11 protein-coding genes and 7 pseudogenes are annotated in these 14,283 nt (G+C 67.3%); 7 read left to right on the forward strand and 11 right to left on the reverse strand.

What is annotated here, in order from left to right; translation table 11 throughout:
- Nucleotides 1–13: 13 nt before the first annotated feature.
- Both ACWD3E_RS37770 and ACWD3E_RS37775 read right to left on the reverse strand, forming a co-directional pair.
- Entirely contained in the window at nt 14–553 is a 540-nt protein-coding gene (locus tag ACWD3E_RS37770) for a hypothetical protein (RefSeq protein WP_451392021.1), read from the reverse strand.
- Nucleotides 554–669: 116 nt separating this feature from the next.
- Nucleotides 670–884, reverse strand: a pseudogene (locus ACWD3E_RS37775) (hypothetical protein).
- Nucleotides 885–1,072: 188 nt separating this feature from the next.
- On the opposite strand from ACWD3E_RS37775, the gene ACWD3E_RS37780 reads away from it, so the two are divergent.
- Both ACWD3E_RS37780 and ACWD3E_RS37785 read left to right on the forward strand, forming a co-directional pair.
- The gene (locus tag ACWD3E_RS37780; RefSeq protein ID WP_451392022.1) at nt 1,073–1,843 is read left to right on the forward strand and encodes a transposase; all 771 of its coding nucleotides are present in this window, start codon (nt 1,073–1,075) and stop codon (nt 1,841–1,843) included.
- A gap of 74 nt (nt 1,844–1,917) precedes the next feature.
- Nucleotides 1,918–2,792 (forward strand): annotated as a pseudogene (locus tag ACWD3E_RS37785) (IS5 family transposase).
- Nucleotides 2,793–2,848: 56 nt separating this feature from the next.
- On the opposite strand, the gene ACWD3E_RS37790 reads toward ACWD3E_RS37785, so the two are convergent.
- Nucleotides 2,849–3,328 carry a hypothetical protein gene (locus tag ACWD3E_RS37790; protein ID WP_451392023.1) on the reverse strand — a complete coding sequence of 160 codons (480 nt, stop codon included), beginning with the start codon at nt 3,326–3,328 and terminating at the stop codon, nt 2,849–2,851.
- Between the two features lie 130 nt (nt 3,329–3,458).
- Between ACWD3E_RS37790 and ACWD3E_RS37795 the strand changes: the two genes are divergently transcribed.
- On the forward strand, nt 3,459–3,815 hold the full coding sequence (locus ACWD3E_RS37795) for a hypothetical protein (protein WP_451392024.1): 357 nt from the start codon (nt 3,459–3,461) through the stop codon (nt 3,813–3,815).
- A gap of 33 nt (nt 3,816–3,848) precedes the next feature.
- Here the strand turns inward: ACWD3E_RS37795 and ACWD3E_RS37800 are convergent.
- Both ACWD3E_RS37800 and ACWD3E_RS37805 read right to left on the reverse strand, forming a co-directional pair.
- Nucleotides 3,849–5,090: pseudogene (locus tag ACWD3E_RS37800) on the reverse strand (IS256 family transposase).
- A gap of 520 nt (nt 5,091–5,610) precedes the next feature.
- Nucleotides 5,611–5,877: a hypothetical protein gene (locus ACWD3E_RS37805; RefSeq protein ID WP_451392025.1), complete on the reverse strand. Its 267-nt coding sequence runs from the start codon at nt 5,875–5,877 to the stop codon at nt 5,611–5,613.
- A 441-nt stretch (nt 5,878–6,318) separates the two neighbouring features.
- Here ACWD3E_RS37805 and ACWD3E_RS37810 point away from each other — a divergent pair, with 441 nt between their 5' ends.
- A complete protein-coding gene (locus tag ACWD3E_RS37810) occupies nt 6,319–6,450 on the forward strand; it encodes a hypothetical protein (RefSeq protein ID WP_451392026.1) in 132 nt (43 codons plus the stop codon).
- 13 nt (nt 6,451–6,463) lie between these two features.
- Here ACWD3E_RS37810 and ACWD3E_RS37815 read toward each other — a convergent pair whose 3' ends face one another.
- The 5 genes and pseudogenes from ACWD3E_RS37815 to ACWD3E_RS37835 all read right to left on the reverse strand — a co-directional run bounded on the left by ACWD3E_RS37815 (nt 6,464) and on the right by ACWD3E_RS37835 (nt 10,082).
- Nucleotides 6,464–6,709 (reverse strand): hypothetical protein, encoded by a 246-nt coding sequence (locus ACWD3E_RS37815; RefSeq protein ID WP_451392027.1) that lies wholly within the window; start codon nt 6,707–6,709, stop codon nt 6,464–6,466.
- 184 nt (nt 6,710–6,893) lie between these two features.
- Nucleotides 6,894–8,129 (reverse strand): MFS transporter, encoded by a 1,236-nt coding sequence (locus tag ACWD3E_RS37820; protein ID WP_451392028.1) that lies wholly within the window; start codon nt 8,127–8,129, stop codon nt 6,894–6,896.
- 125 nt (nt 8,130–8,254) lie between these two features.
- Nucleotides 8,255–9,041 (reverse strand): annotated as a pseudogene (gene istB, locus ACWD3E_RS37825) (IS21-like element helper ATPase IstB).
- Nucleotides 9,042–9,270: 229 nt separating this feature from the next.
- Entirely contained in the window at nt 9,271–9,465 is a 195-nt protein-coding gene (locus ACWD3E_RS37830; RefSeq protein WP_451392029.1) for a hypothetical protein, read from the reverse strand.
- Nucleotides 9,466–9,623: 158 nt separating this feature from the next.
- Complete coding sequence (locus tag ACWD3E_RS37835; protein ID WP_451392030.1) at nt 9,624–10,082, reverse strand: hypothetical protein; 459 nt, start codon at nt 10,080–10,082, stop codon at nt 9,624–9,626.
- A gap of 1 nt (nt 10,083) precedes the next feature.
- On the opposite strand from ACWD3E_RS37835, the pseudogene ACWD3E_RS37840 reads away from it, so the two are divergent.
- The 3 pseudogenes from ACWD3E_RS37840 to ACWD3E_RS37850 form a co-directional block, all read left to right on the forward strand.
- Nucleotides 10,084–10,440: pseudogene (locus ACWD3E_RS37840) on the forward strand (ATP-binding protein); the annotation flags it as partial.
- Between the two features lie 106 nt (nt 10,441–10,546).
- A pseudogene (locus ACWD3E_RS37845) lies at nt 10,547–11,824 on the forward strand (HRDC domain-containing protein); the annotation flags it as partial.
- A gap of 1,415 nt (nt 11,825–13,239) precedes the next feature.
- Nucleotides 13,240–13,485: pseudogene (locus tag ACWD3E_RS37850) on the forward strand (hypothetical protein); the annotation flags it as partial.
- A 340-nt stretch (nt 13,486–13,825) separates the two neighbouring features.
- On the opposite strand, the gene ACWD3E_RS37855 reads toward ACWD3E_RS37850, so the two are convergent.
- Nucleotides 13,826–14,074, reverse strand: a complete 249-nt coding sequence (locus ACWD3E_RS37855; RefSeq protein WP_451392031.1) for a hypothetical protein — start codon at nt 14,072–14,074, stop codon at nt 13,826–13,828.
- Nucleotides 14,075–14,283 lie beyond the last annotated feature (209 nt).

Here is a 14,283-nt window from a genome sequence, read left to right on the forward strand (position 1 = left end):
TATGGGAGTCGTACTAGGTGTGCTGAGGGCCGTAGCGTGCTCTGTTCCATGCCACTTGCTCGGGAGTCAGTGATGACGAGATCTTGTGCACGTCACCGACAAGGTCGTTACCGCGCCGCCAGTGCCGCCGCCACTCGCGTTCCCGGAAGGCCATGACGGACACCTGGGAAGCGGGCTGCCAGTGCAGCGTGAAGGCCGGGGCATTGGCGTCCGGGACTTCCTCCAGGCACACGCCGCGGTTGGACAGCAGCCGCTGCAGTTTGTCGAAGCGGAGGTGACGGTCGAAGCGACCGTACCGCTCGCGAATCGCCCTGTTGACGATGCTGCTGCCCCAGTACGAAAGCCGATGCACCTGTAGGGTGAAGTGGCGCCCCTCCCAGGGGTGGTCGGGCGATTTCCGGACCCAGAAGAACTCGACCAATCCGTAGTCGCGCCACATGCTGTAGTCGTCAGTGGAGTTCTCGGCGAAGTCGGAACTCAAGATCGCGTCGACCTGGTCGGGACTGTCCGTCGGCTTGGCGCCGAGCACTGTTCCAGACATGACCACGTCCACGTAGAACGCGAGGGAATGCGGAGTCAGCTGCTCTCTCCTTGACTGGGTCGAGGTGGCCGGGAGAGGCCGTCTCAGCACGGGCGACAGGGGCTCCGCGAAGATCCGACGGGCAGGCCCTACAGCCGGTTGCGTGGGTGGTTACGCGTGGTGCGCTCATTGTCGTGTTCGTAGGCGCCTGTCCAGCGGGCCATCACCAGTTGGGCATCCCCCGGCTCGACCCCCGGAAGGAATTAATGGTCACGCGCGCCGCGCAACGTGCCCGCCGTTGGCGGGCGATCGTCACGGTGGGCTCAGGGCGCTGGCCAAAGGCGAATCCGAAGGGTCTTGGCATGGCTGGGATAGTAGGCGCCCGAGCCGACAATCCGCATCCGCGTTTCGGTCAGCGAGTACCGGCGTTGTCTACATGATCGCCCGGACAGGCGCTAGTACTGCAACGGTGCTTGCCGTGACTGATGGTTAGTCAGGGGTTGTACTAAACGACGTTCCGTAAGCCCTGATCAGGCGTGTGATGATCTTGGCGTGGGTGCGGTGGTGACGGCGGCTGAGCCGCAGTGGGTGGGCCTGTTCGCCGGACTGAACGGGCGTCAGTTCCATAAGCTCATGGGGCTCGTACGGCGTCGGGGCGGTGGCAAACCCACCGGCGGACGGCCATGGGCCTTGTCATTGGAAGACCGCATACTGCTGGTGGCGGCATACTGGCGGACCAACCTCACGAGGCGGCAGCTCGGCCCCTTGTTCGGGATCTCGAAGTCCGCCGCCGACCGGGTCATCGACGACATCGCCCCGCTTCTCGCGCTGGCCCCTGTCCGGGGTCGGCACCCGGCCGGCACGGTGCTGATCGTGGACGGCACCCTGGTCCCGACCCGCGACCGGAGCGTGGCCGCCTCCAGCAAGAACTACCGCTACTCCACCAACCACCAGCTCGTCATCGACGCCAACACCCGGCTGGTCGTAGCGGCCGGACGACCCCTGCCCGGCAACCGCCACGACGCCCGCGCCTACCGGGAATCCGGCGTGGACCGCGCCGTCAAGAACGCGCCCGTTCTCGGTGACGGCGGTTATCGCGGCACCCCTGCCCTCATCCCGCACTGGCCACGCAAACACCGACCCCTCACACCTGAGCAGCAGGCCGACAACGCCATCCACCGCCGGGCCAGGGCCCGTGTCGAACACGCCTTCTCCCGGATGAAGACCTACAAGATCCTCCGCGACTGCCGGCTACGCGGTGACGGGGTCCACCACGCCGTCCTCGGCGTGGCCCGACTGCACAACCTGGCCCTCGCCGGGTAAGCCCCCACCTCGACCCAAGGCCATCCCAACCATGGCCCAACATGCGCTTACGGGACGTCGTTTAGGGCCTGTTCATGGGGAGGCACGATCTGACGAATGCGCAGTGGGCGAAGCTGGAGCCGCTGCTCCCGGTCAGGGAGAAGCCCGGACGGCCGCCGGTACACACCAAGCGGAAACTGATAGATGGCATACGCCGGCGCACCCGCGCCGGTGCTCCCTGACGGGACGTGCCCGAGCGGTACAGCCCATGGGAGACGGTCTACGGACTGTTTCGGCGCTGGCAGCGGGACGGCACCTGGCACCGCATCTTCGAGCAACTGCAGGCCCGGGCCGACGCCGAAGGACTGATCACCTGGGACATCTCGGTGGACTCCACCATCGCCCGCGCCCAGCAGCATGCGGCGGGTGCCCGCAAAAAGGGGATCTGCAGATCGAGCCGCCCGGTGTTGTCTTCGCCGAGCCCGACGACCACGGGCTCGGACGCTCCCGGGGCGGGCTGACCACCAAGCTCCACCTGGCAGTCGAGCAGGCCCAGAAGCCGATGTCACTGGTGATCACGGCCGGACAGCGCGGTGACTCCCCGCAGTTCCAGGTGGTCCTGGGGCATATCCGGGTGCCCAGGCTCGGGCCCGGCCGGCCGCGCGCCCGGCCGGACAAGGTTCGCGCCGACAAGGCGTACGGCTCCCGCGCGAACCGCGCCTACCTGCGCAAGCGCGACATCCGCTGCACGATCCCGGAGAAGCGCGACCAGATCCCCAACCGCAAGAAGCGCGGTTCCCAGGGTGGTCGGCCGCCGAAGTTCGACGCCGCAGACTACAAAGAGCGCCATGCGGTGGAGTGCGGCATCAATCGCCTCAAGCGCCACCGAGCAGTGGCAACGAGGCACGACAAGCTCGCCGTCCGCTGTGAGGCGACCGTGCTGGTCGCGGCCATCAATGAATGGCTGTGACCTGCACGGTGGCGGGGACCTCGCGAGGCTGGGACGAGCTCAGGGCTGGTGACACATCACTCGATTCCGAGGGGTTCGATGCCCAGGTCCTCACGCATGAGGCGACGCATCTGCGCCATAGCCTTGCGTCGCCGCTCTATCAGGGGCGCGTCGTCGGCGGAGCCGACAGCCACTCCACGGGCATAGGCGTCGCGGATCGCGCGCAGGCGGTGGAACGCCTCGTTCCCCGCCTCCACGACCTGCGGGGGGCCCACGAGCCAGAGGCGTTCGCTCGCCGTGTAGATGCCGGTGCCGCGCACGGCTTCCCGCACCGCCGCGTCGCGTGCCGACTCGGACATGTGGTCGCCCAGGGCGACAGCCCGAATCTCCTCACCCGCGGCTTTGAGGGCGGAAACATACTCCGTGTAGACCTCGCGCCGTACTTCCAGAGCGTGCCTGGCTTCCTCCCGCTGCCACCGGTTGCGGTCGGCGATCAGAGTGGCTGCGATGCCGATGACGGCACCGGTCAGTGTCGAGAGCAGGGGCGTCCAGTCCATATGTCGCAGCTTGTCGAAACCGGTGCGCTGGCACCAGTGCTTTCGCTACGCATGGCTGTGACCAGCACTTTCGAAACAGGCCCTAGCCGAGCTGTCCCAGGATCCGGACTTCCGCGCCGGTGTGCGGCGTATGGCCGAGCAATATGCGGCCGATCGCGCTCGGGGCGGCACATTCCTGCGCCGTGGCCCTGCTGCGGCGGACCGTTACCAGGTCGGCCCAGCCCTGGCAGCCGGCATCGACCCGGGCTCGCCCCAGGCCGATCGGGTCGTCGCGGCGGTCATGGCTCAGTACGCGCACGTCTTGGGCCGCCGTGACGACGTCGACCTTCGGCGCCGGCTGCTGACCCGGCTGGAGACCGCGAACGACCCTCGCAGGGAGCGGTACCTTCAGCCGCTCGCAGTGATCAACGGCTGGTCCGCCTCGGAAAGCCTGGTGCCGGTGTTCGACTGGTTCATCCAGGCATTGGGCGCCCGGATACCGGGGTAGCGGGCCGGTCGCGACGAGGCTTGGCCGGACCGGTCATGCCGCGTTCGCCTGGTCGCGTCCGACCAGCAGGCCATGCTCGAAGCGGGCTCCGGCGCGGACCAAGGGGACAAGACGGGCGCCGTTGACGGCCCGCCAGCGGGCTTGGACTCGACGAGCTTGAAGACCATGGCGAGCGCGGCGGCGCGGGAGCCGGCGCCTTTGGTGACCTTGGTCCGCAAGCGCACGGTGGCGAACGTCGACTCGATGGGATTCGTTGTGCGCAGGTGGATCCAGTGCTCGGCCGGGCAGTCGAAGAACTCCAGCAGGACGTCCTGGTCGTCGGTAATCTTCTTGATGGCCTTGGGGAACTTCGCGCCGTAGGGCTTGGCGCAGGTCTTGATCGCCTGCTCGGCGTGGTCGCGGTCCTCGGAGTTGTCGATGTCCTGGATCGCGTTCTTCGCCGCCGGCTGGGCCGACTTCGGCATCGCGTCGAGGACGTTGGCGGTTTTGTGAACGCAGTGCCTTTGTTCGCGGGTGTCGGGGAAGACCCCGCGCAGGGCCTTCCAGAACCCGAGCGCGCCGTCACCGACCGCGAGCACGGGCGCGCGCATGCCCCGCCGCGCGCAGCAGCGCGGCCCAGGACTCCGAGGACTCCCGGTAGTCGTCGGTCATCGCGACCAGTTCCTTGGTGCCGTCCGCGCGCACTCCGATGACCACGAGGACGGCGGCTTTGGCCTCGTCCAGGCGTATGCGCAGGTGGATGCCGTCGACCCAGACGTAGACGTAGTCGGTGCCGGATAGGTCGCGTTCCTGGAAGACGGCGTGATCGGCTTGCCACTGGGTAGCCAGCCGGGTGACCGTGGCCGGCGATAGCGCCGCCGAGGAGCTGAGGAACTGATCCGTCGCTGGCACGAAGTCGCCCGAGGACAGGCCCGCAGGTAGAGCAGCGGCAGCACCTCGGCGATCTTCGGGGACTTGCGGCCCCACGGCAGCAGGATCGCCGAGGAGAACCGCTTGCGCTCGCCAGTGGTCTCATCGATCCGCTTGTCGTTCACCCGTGGAGCCTTGACCTCGATCACGTCGGCCGCGGTGGTGACCTTCCCGGCTGGTGGTAACCGTTGCGGACCACCAGGCGTCGCCCGCTCTCGTCCTTCTCGTGGGCCAACTCGGCGATGTAGGAGTTGACTTCGGCCTCCAGAGCGGCGGCCAGTACCCCCCCCGGGCACCCTCACGGACGATCTCGTCCAGCAGGGAGCTGCCTCGCGTCGAACCGTCGGCATTGGCTGCCGTGAGCACGGGCGTGCCTGCCCGACCGACGCTGCAACGTCGGCCTACTCGATCACCATCACGGGATCATTCGGGAAAGTGCGCCCTCTGCGTCCCTCCTGGAACCGATCCACAGATCTCGAGCATTGCTCGTCCAGCATTGCGCAGCCGCGATGCCTATCGCGCAGCAAGGGCACACGGCGGTCTTCGTACTGCGCACCCGCTACGGGGTGTTCACGAGTACGCCCACCTGCGGCGCAAGAAGCAGCTTGAGATCGCTTCCCAACTGCCGTGCGATCGTTTCCCGTGGTGCGGGTCAGTGAGGCCAAGGGTAGAGCTGGCGGTGGGGCCCGCGATGCCGGAGAGCAAGCGGCGGAGCTGGGTGAGCCGTTCGCTGATCCAGGACCGTTCCCATTCCTTCAGTTCGGCCTCGCCCGCGCAGAAGTGGTAGCCGCGGTCACGTGTCCAGTGCAGGGGCGGCCGGTCCGTGTCGCTCCTGAGGTGTGTCTGGGGGCCGACGCTTGAGTGTCGGCCCCCAGTGCCTCGAGGGTTACTGGGCGAACGGGTCGCCCAGGACTCCGGCGAGCCTGATGAGTCCTTGTTCTCCGTCGTCGGTGGCCACGGCGTAGACGGTGTAGCTCCATCCGTGCTCTGCGGCATACTCGTCGGCCCAGGTCAGGAGCTCGCCGATTTCGACCTCGTCCAGGATCTCGTACTCGTACGACGTGACCGCGGGCACGTCCCAGAAGTAGACCCGGTAGTTGGCGTGGTCCTGTTCCCAGGTGGCGTCCCGGGGATCGATGCCGCGAATCTCCATGAGGCGAGCCTAAGGGCTCGCAGAGAAGCAACATTTTGATTCTCTGCGAGCCCTTAGCCAGCACCTCTGCGCCCAGCCGCGCAACTTGGTCCGTGCAACTTGTCGAACGGTTGGGTGGGAGTGCCGTTAGTGGCGAATTACGCGGAGTTCCACACGGAGAGGGCAGCTCCCCGCACGCATAGGCGAGTCCGGGGTCCGACTCACCTCCGCTCGCGCGGAGAGGACACCGGCACTCCTACCGCGGTTTCTACGAAGACCGGCTCACCTCCGCTCGTGCGGAGAGGACGCCTGGGCCAAGCCGGAAGGCCCGGCATCGCGGCCGGATCGCCGTGCGTTCGTGGACATCCGCCCCGCGCGGAGCGAGCCTGGGACGAGGGATGGGTTCGCAGCGACGTTGAACGTAGCTTTCGGCTGGAGCATTGGGAGTACGACCGCGAGCGCATGGATGGCTTCGACTACGACATCGGCGCAATCCTCATCGGGTCCGCCGAGGCCCCGGACGAGTCTGAGCTGAACACCGTGCTCCAGCCCGACCTCTTCGTCCACCCCTGGGAAAGCAACGATCCCAGGTAGGTGAAGATCAGCGTCAGCTCACGCAGACGCGCAGCAGGGGTTTCCAAGCCGAGCGGCTCGGGCCCGCGCCGATACGGTTTAGTACCTGGTCGGCCAACTCCTGCGGATTCAGCGCGCCGTCCAGGAAAACCGCGTCGCTGGGCAGGGTGTCAGCCGCGGCCATGCTGGATTCGATCCTGTCCTTGCACCAGCGCCGGACCCGCTCGTCCTGCTCGGGGTCGTGCGGGGTGAAGCTCCGTCCGTCGATCCGCTTCTCCATCACCTCCCGGGAGACCTTGAGGAAGAAGTGGTGGCTAGGCCGGCTTCTACCGGCCCCATCGATGCGACTCCAACTGGCCCCAGTTTGCGGATGATTCGTGAAGGTCAGGTGCCGTGAGGCGGCTCCGGAGGGCGGTTTGATTTGGCCCCGTTGGAATGGGGGTTGTGTTGTTGCCTCGGGTCGATCAGGCGGTTGACGCCTTTTCTGTATGGGCAAGCTGCGTCTGCAGAGTGTGCTGATGGCGTTGTGCCCAGCGGACAGCGGGTGGTGCTGCCAAGCCCGTCAGCGCGAACATGGCTCCCGCGACATACCACCCAGGGCGGCCCCAGGTGATGCAGAGTGCGATGAGCAGTCCTGGTCCGAGGGCTTCGGCGAGGCCGGCGCCGAGGCCGAACACGCCCAGGTACTGGCCGGTGGCGTGCTGCGGGGCGAGAGCGAAGGAGACCTCGAAGCCCGCGGCGGAGTGCCATAGTTCGCCGATCGTGTGGATCATCACCGCGGTGATCAGCAGGGTTGCGGCGGCCCACGCCGGTATGCCTGCGGACAGCGAGATCAGTGAGCAGGCGATGAGGAAGGCCACGCCTGCCCGGCGGTAGGCGTGTGCGCCGGAGGTGGGGGAATCGACGTTGCGGCTGGCCCGCACCTGAAAGGCGACGACGATGACCGTGCCGGTGAGCATCGTGGCCGAGATGAGCCAGTGCGGGGCGGTGGTGGCGCCGACGATCCAGAGCGGGATGACCACGGTGAGCACCTTGAACTGGATGGCCATGATGCCGTCGAGGGCGGTCAGCAGCAGGTAGGGGCGGTCCCGCAGGGCGATCCAGCGAGGACCGTCGCTGGTGGGGACGGGCGCGACCGGCGGCAGGAGGACCAGGATCACCGCGGAGACCGCGAAGGCGATCGCGTTGCCGATGACCATGAGCTGATAGGCGGTGAGTGTGCCCACTTGGACGACCCAGCCTGCCAGCACGGCACCGAGGGAGATGCCGACGTTGGTCACCGCACGCAGGTAGGCCCGGAACTCCTGCGGCCGGCCGCCGCCGTAGTGCCTGATGAGCGGGGAGCGGGCGGCGATTCCGGCCGCCTTCGCCGCGGCGGCCGCGCAGACCAACAGGACGAACGGCCAGAAGCTGTCCGCCAGGATGAGGCCGGCCGTGGCCAGCGCCTGGACGATCAGGGTGGCCGCGTAGATGCTGCGTGCTCCGTGCCGGTCGGCCAGATGACCGACCGCGACGCCCAGGGTCAGCGCGAGAAGACCGGCGATGCCGAGCCCGAGCCCCACCTGGCCTGCCGGAAGGTGAACTCCCTCGGTGAAATACAGCACTCCGGCGGTGAGGTAGAGGCCGCTGCCGACGGTGTAGACGAAGTTCGAGGCCGCGAGGACGCACTGCGGTCCGGTGTTCGGCATCAGGCGGGGCATGACAAGACTCCACGTCCTCGACAGGCGGTAAGGGCCCGCCCAGCTTGTTGCATATTACTTGCAATAACAAGAGGGTTGCCTCAGTCAGGCGCCTCCGCCCGGCCTCCGTGCGCCGGGGAGGACGGCTATTTCGTCCCGTTGGCCTTGTTCGCCCTGGTGCGAGCCAGTCGGTAGGACTCGGTGCCAGTCTCGATGAGGGTGGCGTTGAAGGTGAGCCGGTCCACGATCGCCGCGCAGAGCCGCGGATCGGTGAACGTCTTTGACCAGCCCGTGAACGCTTCGTTGGAGGCGATCGCGATGCTGTTCTTCTCCTCCCTCTCCGTCAGAACCTGGAAGAGCATCTCCGCCCCGCGCCGGCCCAGTTCGAGGTAGCTGAGTTCGTCGATTTCGAGAAGGTCGACGCGTCCGTAGCGGGCGATGGACTTGCCGAGCTGCATGTCGTCGGCGCCTCGACGAGCTCGTTCACCAGGCAGGCGGCGGCGGTGTAGCGGACGCGGTAGCCGGCCATAGCGGCCGCGATGCCCAAGCCGATGAGCCGGTGGGACTTGCCGGTGCCGGAGTCTCCGATCAGACACAGCGGGTAGCCCTTGGTGATCCAGTCGCAGGTGGCGAGGCTGTGGATGACGGCTGGGTCGACGTTGGGGTTGGCGGTGTAGTCGAACTCGCGCAGCGACTTCTCGCGCGGGAAGTGAGCGGCCCTGATGCGGCGTTCGGCCCGGCCACGGTCGCGATCCTCGCACTCGGCGAGCAGGAGCTCGGCGAGAAATCCGGCGTAGGAGAGCCCCTCGCGCTCAGTCGGGCGATGGTGTCGGCGGCCTGGGCCCACATGGTAGGCAGCCGCAGCATCCGGCAGGCGGTGTCGATCGCGGCGTCGGACGCCTGGGCGGTGAGCGCGTGCTGGGCGGCAGTCACGACGACTCCTTCCGTCGCAGCTGGAGCAGTTCGTCCCACTGCTCCAGGCGGGGCAGCGGGCGGGCATCCTCGGGCAGTGACCTGGCCAGACGACACGGGGTGAGACGGCTGACCTGCGGCAACTGCGAATCCAGCAGTTCCGTCTGGTCCGCCGTTCGCGATTTCTGAAGGATGCCCGGGGCGAACCCACGGGCTCGGTAGGGAAGTTGACCTCCACGATCCCTGCGGTTCAGCGGGTGTGCGAGTCGTCTTCGGCGGGTGAGACGGCGGCGGCGGTCGTGTAGCGGAGGCTGGTCTTGGCGCCGAGGGAGAAGACGTGCGCGAGGTGGAGGGGGTCGGCGCCGTTGGCCAGGGCCTCCTCCAGGATGCGGTCCTGCCTCAGCCGGTCGAGGCCGATGGGCAGCTGCTTGACGAGTTTGTCCATCCAGAATGTGCCCACCGGCGCCGTGGTCGTGGCCGCGATCCGGCTGATCAGCAGGTGTGGCTTGGTGCTGTTCGGCCAGCGGTGGTGCCGCTAGCCGAGGTAGTTGGTGATCGCCTCGGCAGAGTACTCGTCAAGTGGACGGTTCAGTCCCTCGGGGTTCAGGCAGTGTCCGGCCAGGTCCACCTGGTCCATGAGCATGGTGCGGAGTGCTGGGATTGCAGTGCATGGACCCCGGACAGGGCGACGACCACCCGCAGGGCCGGATCTTGCAGGGCGGCCCGGGCGACGGCCTCCACCTCCTCCGCGGTGAGCGAGACGGGGATTGTCGTGGTGAGCTTGCCGCCATTGATGCCCCGCATCGGGTTGGCGAAGATCAGCCGCTCGGCCTTGAGCCTGCTGAACAGCGACCGCAGGGCACCGGCGTCGTAGGCCAGGTTGGGACGGTGAGTCAGCCAGCTGGTGAGATCATCCCGTGTGGCCTGCCGCAGGGTTGTGTACTTTCCGCCGTACTCGGTCAGGAACGGCAGGACGAGCCGGACCAGAGTGGTGACCGTGGACCGGGCTCGTGGCCAGCGACGGGCTGGTCCCGTGCCGCAGGACGCTGATCCACGTACCACCGACGACATGGTCCGCCATCTCAAGGCCGCCGAAGCGGCAGGCCGGCTGACCAGCAAACTCGGCTCCTACCTGCGACCCGGCGTTCTGGTGGTCGATGAGGTCGGCTACCAGCCCCTTGAACGCGCGGAGGCGAACATGGTCTTCCAGGTCATCTCGAAGCGATACGAGAAGGGCTCAATCATCCTGACCTCGAACAAGACCTTCAGCGAATGGGGGCAGGTGTTCGGCAACGAGGTCCTCGCCACCGCGATCCTCGACCGGTTCCTGCATCACTGCGACGTCGTCGCGATCAACGGGCCCAGCTACCGGCTCAAGAACCGCCTCAAGGCCATCGAACGGGACACCAACGTGGCCTGACCACTGGCCACGTTCAAACGTACCGGCCCGGCCGCATCAGAGAGTACGCGGACACGATGTGGCGTTCTGCCGACGCACGCTGTCAGCATGCAGCTACGCTCAACTCGTGGACCATCGTCATGAGTTCTCGGCAGACAGTTCACTGCGCACCACCGGGGGCACTCATCCGGACGACGCCGGATCTTCCATACCGGGGGTGCCAACCCCTTTACTGATGCCGCGTGAGGGGATTCCGCCCGTGGTCGCGGACGAGGCCATGCTCACCCGCGTGATCGCCGCGTTCGCCGCCGGCTCCGGGCCCGTCGCCGTAGACGCCGAGCGCGCCTCCGGCTACCGCTACCACCAGCGTGCCTACCTCGTCCAGCTGCGCCGCGAGGGCGCCGGGACCGCGCTGATCGACCCCGTCGCCTGCCCCGACCTGTCCGGCCTCGGCGAGGCACTCGCCGGCGTCGAGTGGGTGTTGCACGCGGCCACCCAGCACCTGCCCTGCCTGCGCGAGATAGGCATGGTGCCCAGCAGCCTCTTCGACACCGAGCTGGCCGGACGCCTCGCCGGGTTGCCCCGGGTCGGCCTCGGCGCGATGGTCGAGAGCGTTCTCGGGTTCGTCCTGGAGAAGGGCCACTCCGCCGTCGACTGGTCGACCCGGCCACTGCCCGAGCCGTGGCTGCGGTACGCGGCGCTGGACGTCGAACTGCTCGTCGACCTGCGGGACGCCCTGGAGGCCGAGCTGGAGCGGCAGGGCAAACTGGAGTGGGCGCGGCAGGAGTTCGACGCGATCGTGGCCGTGCCGCCGGCTGGGCCGCGCAAGGATCCCTGGCGTCGGACGTCCGGGATGCACAAGGTGCGGCGGCGCCGGCAGCTGGGCGTGGCGCGGGAGCTGTGGGAGACGCGGGACCGGATCGCGCAGCAGCGGGACGTGTCGCCGGGCAACGTACTCAGTGACGCGGCGATCGTGGAGGCGGCGCTGGCACTGCCGCCGAATGTGCACGCCCTCGCCGAGCTGAACGGGTTCGGGCACCGGATGGGACGGCGCCAGCTGGAGCAGTGGCAGGCGGCGGTGGACCGCGCCAAGGCGCTGCCGGACGCCGCGCTGCCGCTGCCGGGACAGCCGGTGACGGGACCGCCGCCGCCCCGGGCGTGGGCCGACAAGGACCCCGCCGCGGCCGCCCGGCTGACGGCGGCCCGCGCCGCGGTGTCGGCGCTGGCCGAACGGCTCAACATGCCGCAGGAAAACCTGCTCGCGCCAGACATAGTGAGGCGGATTTGCTGGGATCCCCCGGTTCCGGCTGACGCCGCGTCGGTGGCACGGGCTCTTGAAGGGTACGGGGCACGGGTCTGGCAGGTGGATCTGATGACCCCTGTGCTGGCGGAAGCATTTGCCGCTCTTACGGGAGTCGCTGCACTGCCCGTAACGATCTATCTCTCGGACGGTGGCGCGCACAGCGAGGTCGAAAGCGCTGTCGTGGCGCTCCTGGCGAGCGCCGGATTGACTGTTCTGGACCGCGAAGACCCTGTGATCGGGTCATGGTTTCGCCGGATGCGAGCCACAGTGGAGCGGGTCGTGCGGTCCCAGGCAGTTCGCGAAGGCGCTCTGACAGCAGCGCATCTGGCGGACACGCGCCTGGTTCTCGCTCAAGACGCGGCTGTGACCGCAACGCTGCTACAGAATCTGGGGCCGGTGCTTTCCTCACTTGAGCAGACGAAGGATGCCCTCCTGCGCGTAGGGGCGCTGTTGATTGTCAAGGTGGACTGGACGGTGAGCGTGTTTCAGCTGACCGCAGCTCAACAGGCCATCTTGGACCACAAGCCCCAACTGGCCACTTCCCCCGAGGCCGTGGTCAACGCACTCGGCCTGCTCGCTGCACAGGAGACGAACACAGGATCGCGGGAATCAGCCGGAGAACGCTGACTCACGCCTTCCCCAGCATTCCGAAGGGTCTGCTGCACGATCGGGTGACATCTGAACTGGCTTGCCCTGTAGGGCGGGTGGCAAGGATGTCGCTGTGCCCAAGCCTTATCCCGAAGAGTTCCGCGATGACGTCGTGCGGGTCGGGAGGAACCGCGGCCCGGGTGTGGACGGCAAGCGGACGGCCTTCTCGAACCAGTCGCGGGCGCCTTGCCCCAGGACTGAGAAGGAACTCCTTCCACGCGCTTGCAACAACCCGCCTCAGAGCCACACCCCGCGAGTACGAGCCCGTCCTCGCCCGCGTCTGGGTGGCTGGCCCCGGCTCTGCCCGCCCCGGCGAACTCCTCGCCTCGCCCGCGGGCCCGGCCGCACTCGACCGTGAAGCGGCCCAGGCCCTCGCGTTGGACCTTTCGCGTCGCAGCACCACCGCGCCCGTCTCAGCCACTGCCGCCGCCGAGGCCACCGGCCCCGTAACTGCGGCTGCCGTATTAAGGGAGAGTCAAGCGGCCCTTAACGTTACCCGTGGGGTTCGGCTTCCCAACGCCTCAGATCAGCGGCACGGGCGGCCCCTTCCCGGGACACCAGCCATCAACACCAAGGCAGGGACCTGCGGCGGAGCATCTCCACAGTGCAACCTGGGCCGTCTCTGACGCGGTCCCCCCGCACAGCCCCCTTGGAGCAACAACACGAACATCCCACTGGAGAGCTGAACCCAAGTGCGACACAGGCCGTAAGCAGGACCGCGGGGGAGACGGTATCCATCGAGGAGTGTGTCAGTGTCCCGGAAGCGAACCATGAGTCGTACGAAGAAGCTCGTACTGACTGCCGCGGCAGGAGCCCTGGTGACCGGAGGTGTTATTGCAACAGTGGCGACAAGCCACGCCGCCGTCCCCGATGTCGTGTGCAAGGGGTCGACGGTGACGTTGTCGGGTGAGGCGGGTGCGCCGGCGGCAACGAGCGGGACATTTCCGGTGGGCACGACGCTGAAGGTGACGAATCTGGACAATGGTCGCTCGGCGACGGTGAAGGTGAATGGGCCTTCCGGTAGTTGTGTGCTGCTGAACAATTCGGCCTTCGACCAGGTTCGGGAGCCGGGCAAGAACCTGATCCGGCACGCGCGAATCGAGCGCGTGAACTGAGTAGCTTGATGTAGGGACGAGCAGCGACGCCACGGCATGGAGACGCGAAGAACACCCGCCCCGCTGTGGCGTCGGCTCCGTTGCAGCTCACCTCTATGTGAGTCTCGGTCGGCAGCGGATGACGGTTCAGTTGGACCTGGCGTTCGGCACGGACGTGGGTGGTGGTCAGGCGCCGGTCGCTGTAGATCATTGCGGTGGAGCAGACTGCAAAGCCCTGCTGCGCGGACGGCTCGGTTTTCCGGCGACGGGCGGGATGCCGTCGAGCGGGGCCAAGGTCTGAGGTCGTTGACGTTGGCTGCGGTGGTGATGACCTTGAGCGAGGTGCCCTTCCCGCCGCAGATCAGATGGAAATTCCAAGCTTCCCACCTGGTGCTGATTCCTCTGGAACCTCATGTCTCAGTTTCCAGGTGTCCAACTTCGACGGGTGGGCTGCGGCAGAGATCACGACCGGTTCGACGCCCCCGGAAGGGCACGTGGGGCGCCCCCGCTCGGCCCGTATCTCCGCCAACTGCTTGGACAGTTGCTCTTCGAGTTCGTCCAGTTCCGCGCGCCGCACGGTGATCCGTTCCAGCAGCTCGGGATCCAGCATGCACAGATCATAGAAGGGCCGTTCATGGAGTTTTCCGGAAAAGGGTGTGATCGAGTGGCTTTGTTCACGAGCCGGCTCTGGCTCAACTTCTGTGATGCGGCCACTCTGAGTGACAGTCAGGCTCCTTCGAGCCATACACGAAGTCGCCCGAAAATGATTCGTGGGCAAGGTGGTTGGGCTGACAGTTCGGGGCCGTGGAAGAGGTCGTG

This window comes from Streptomyces sp. NPDC002676 (assembly GCF_053592455.1).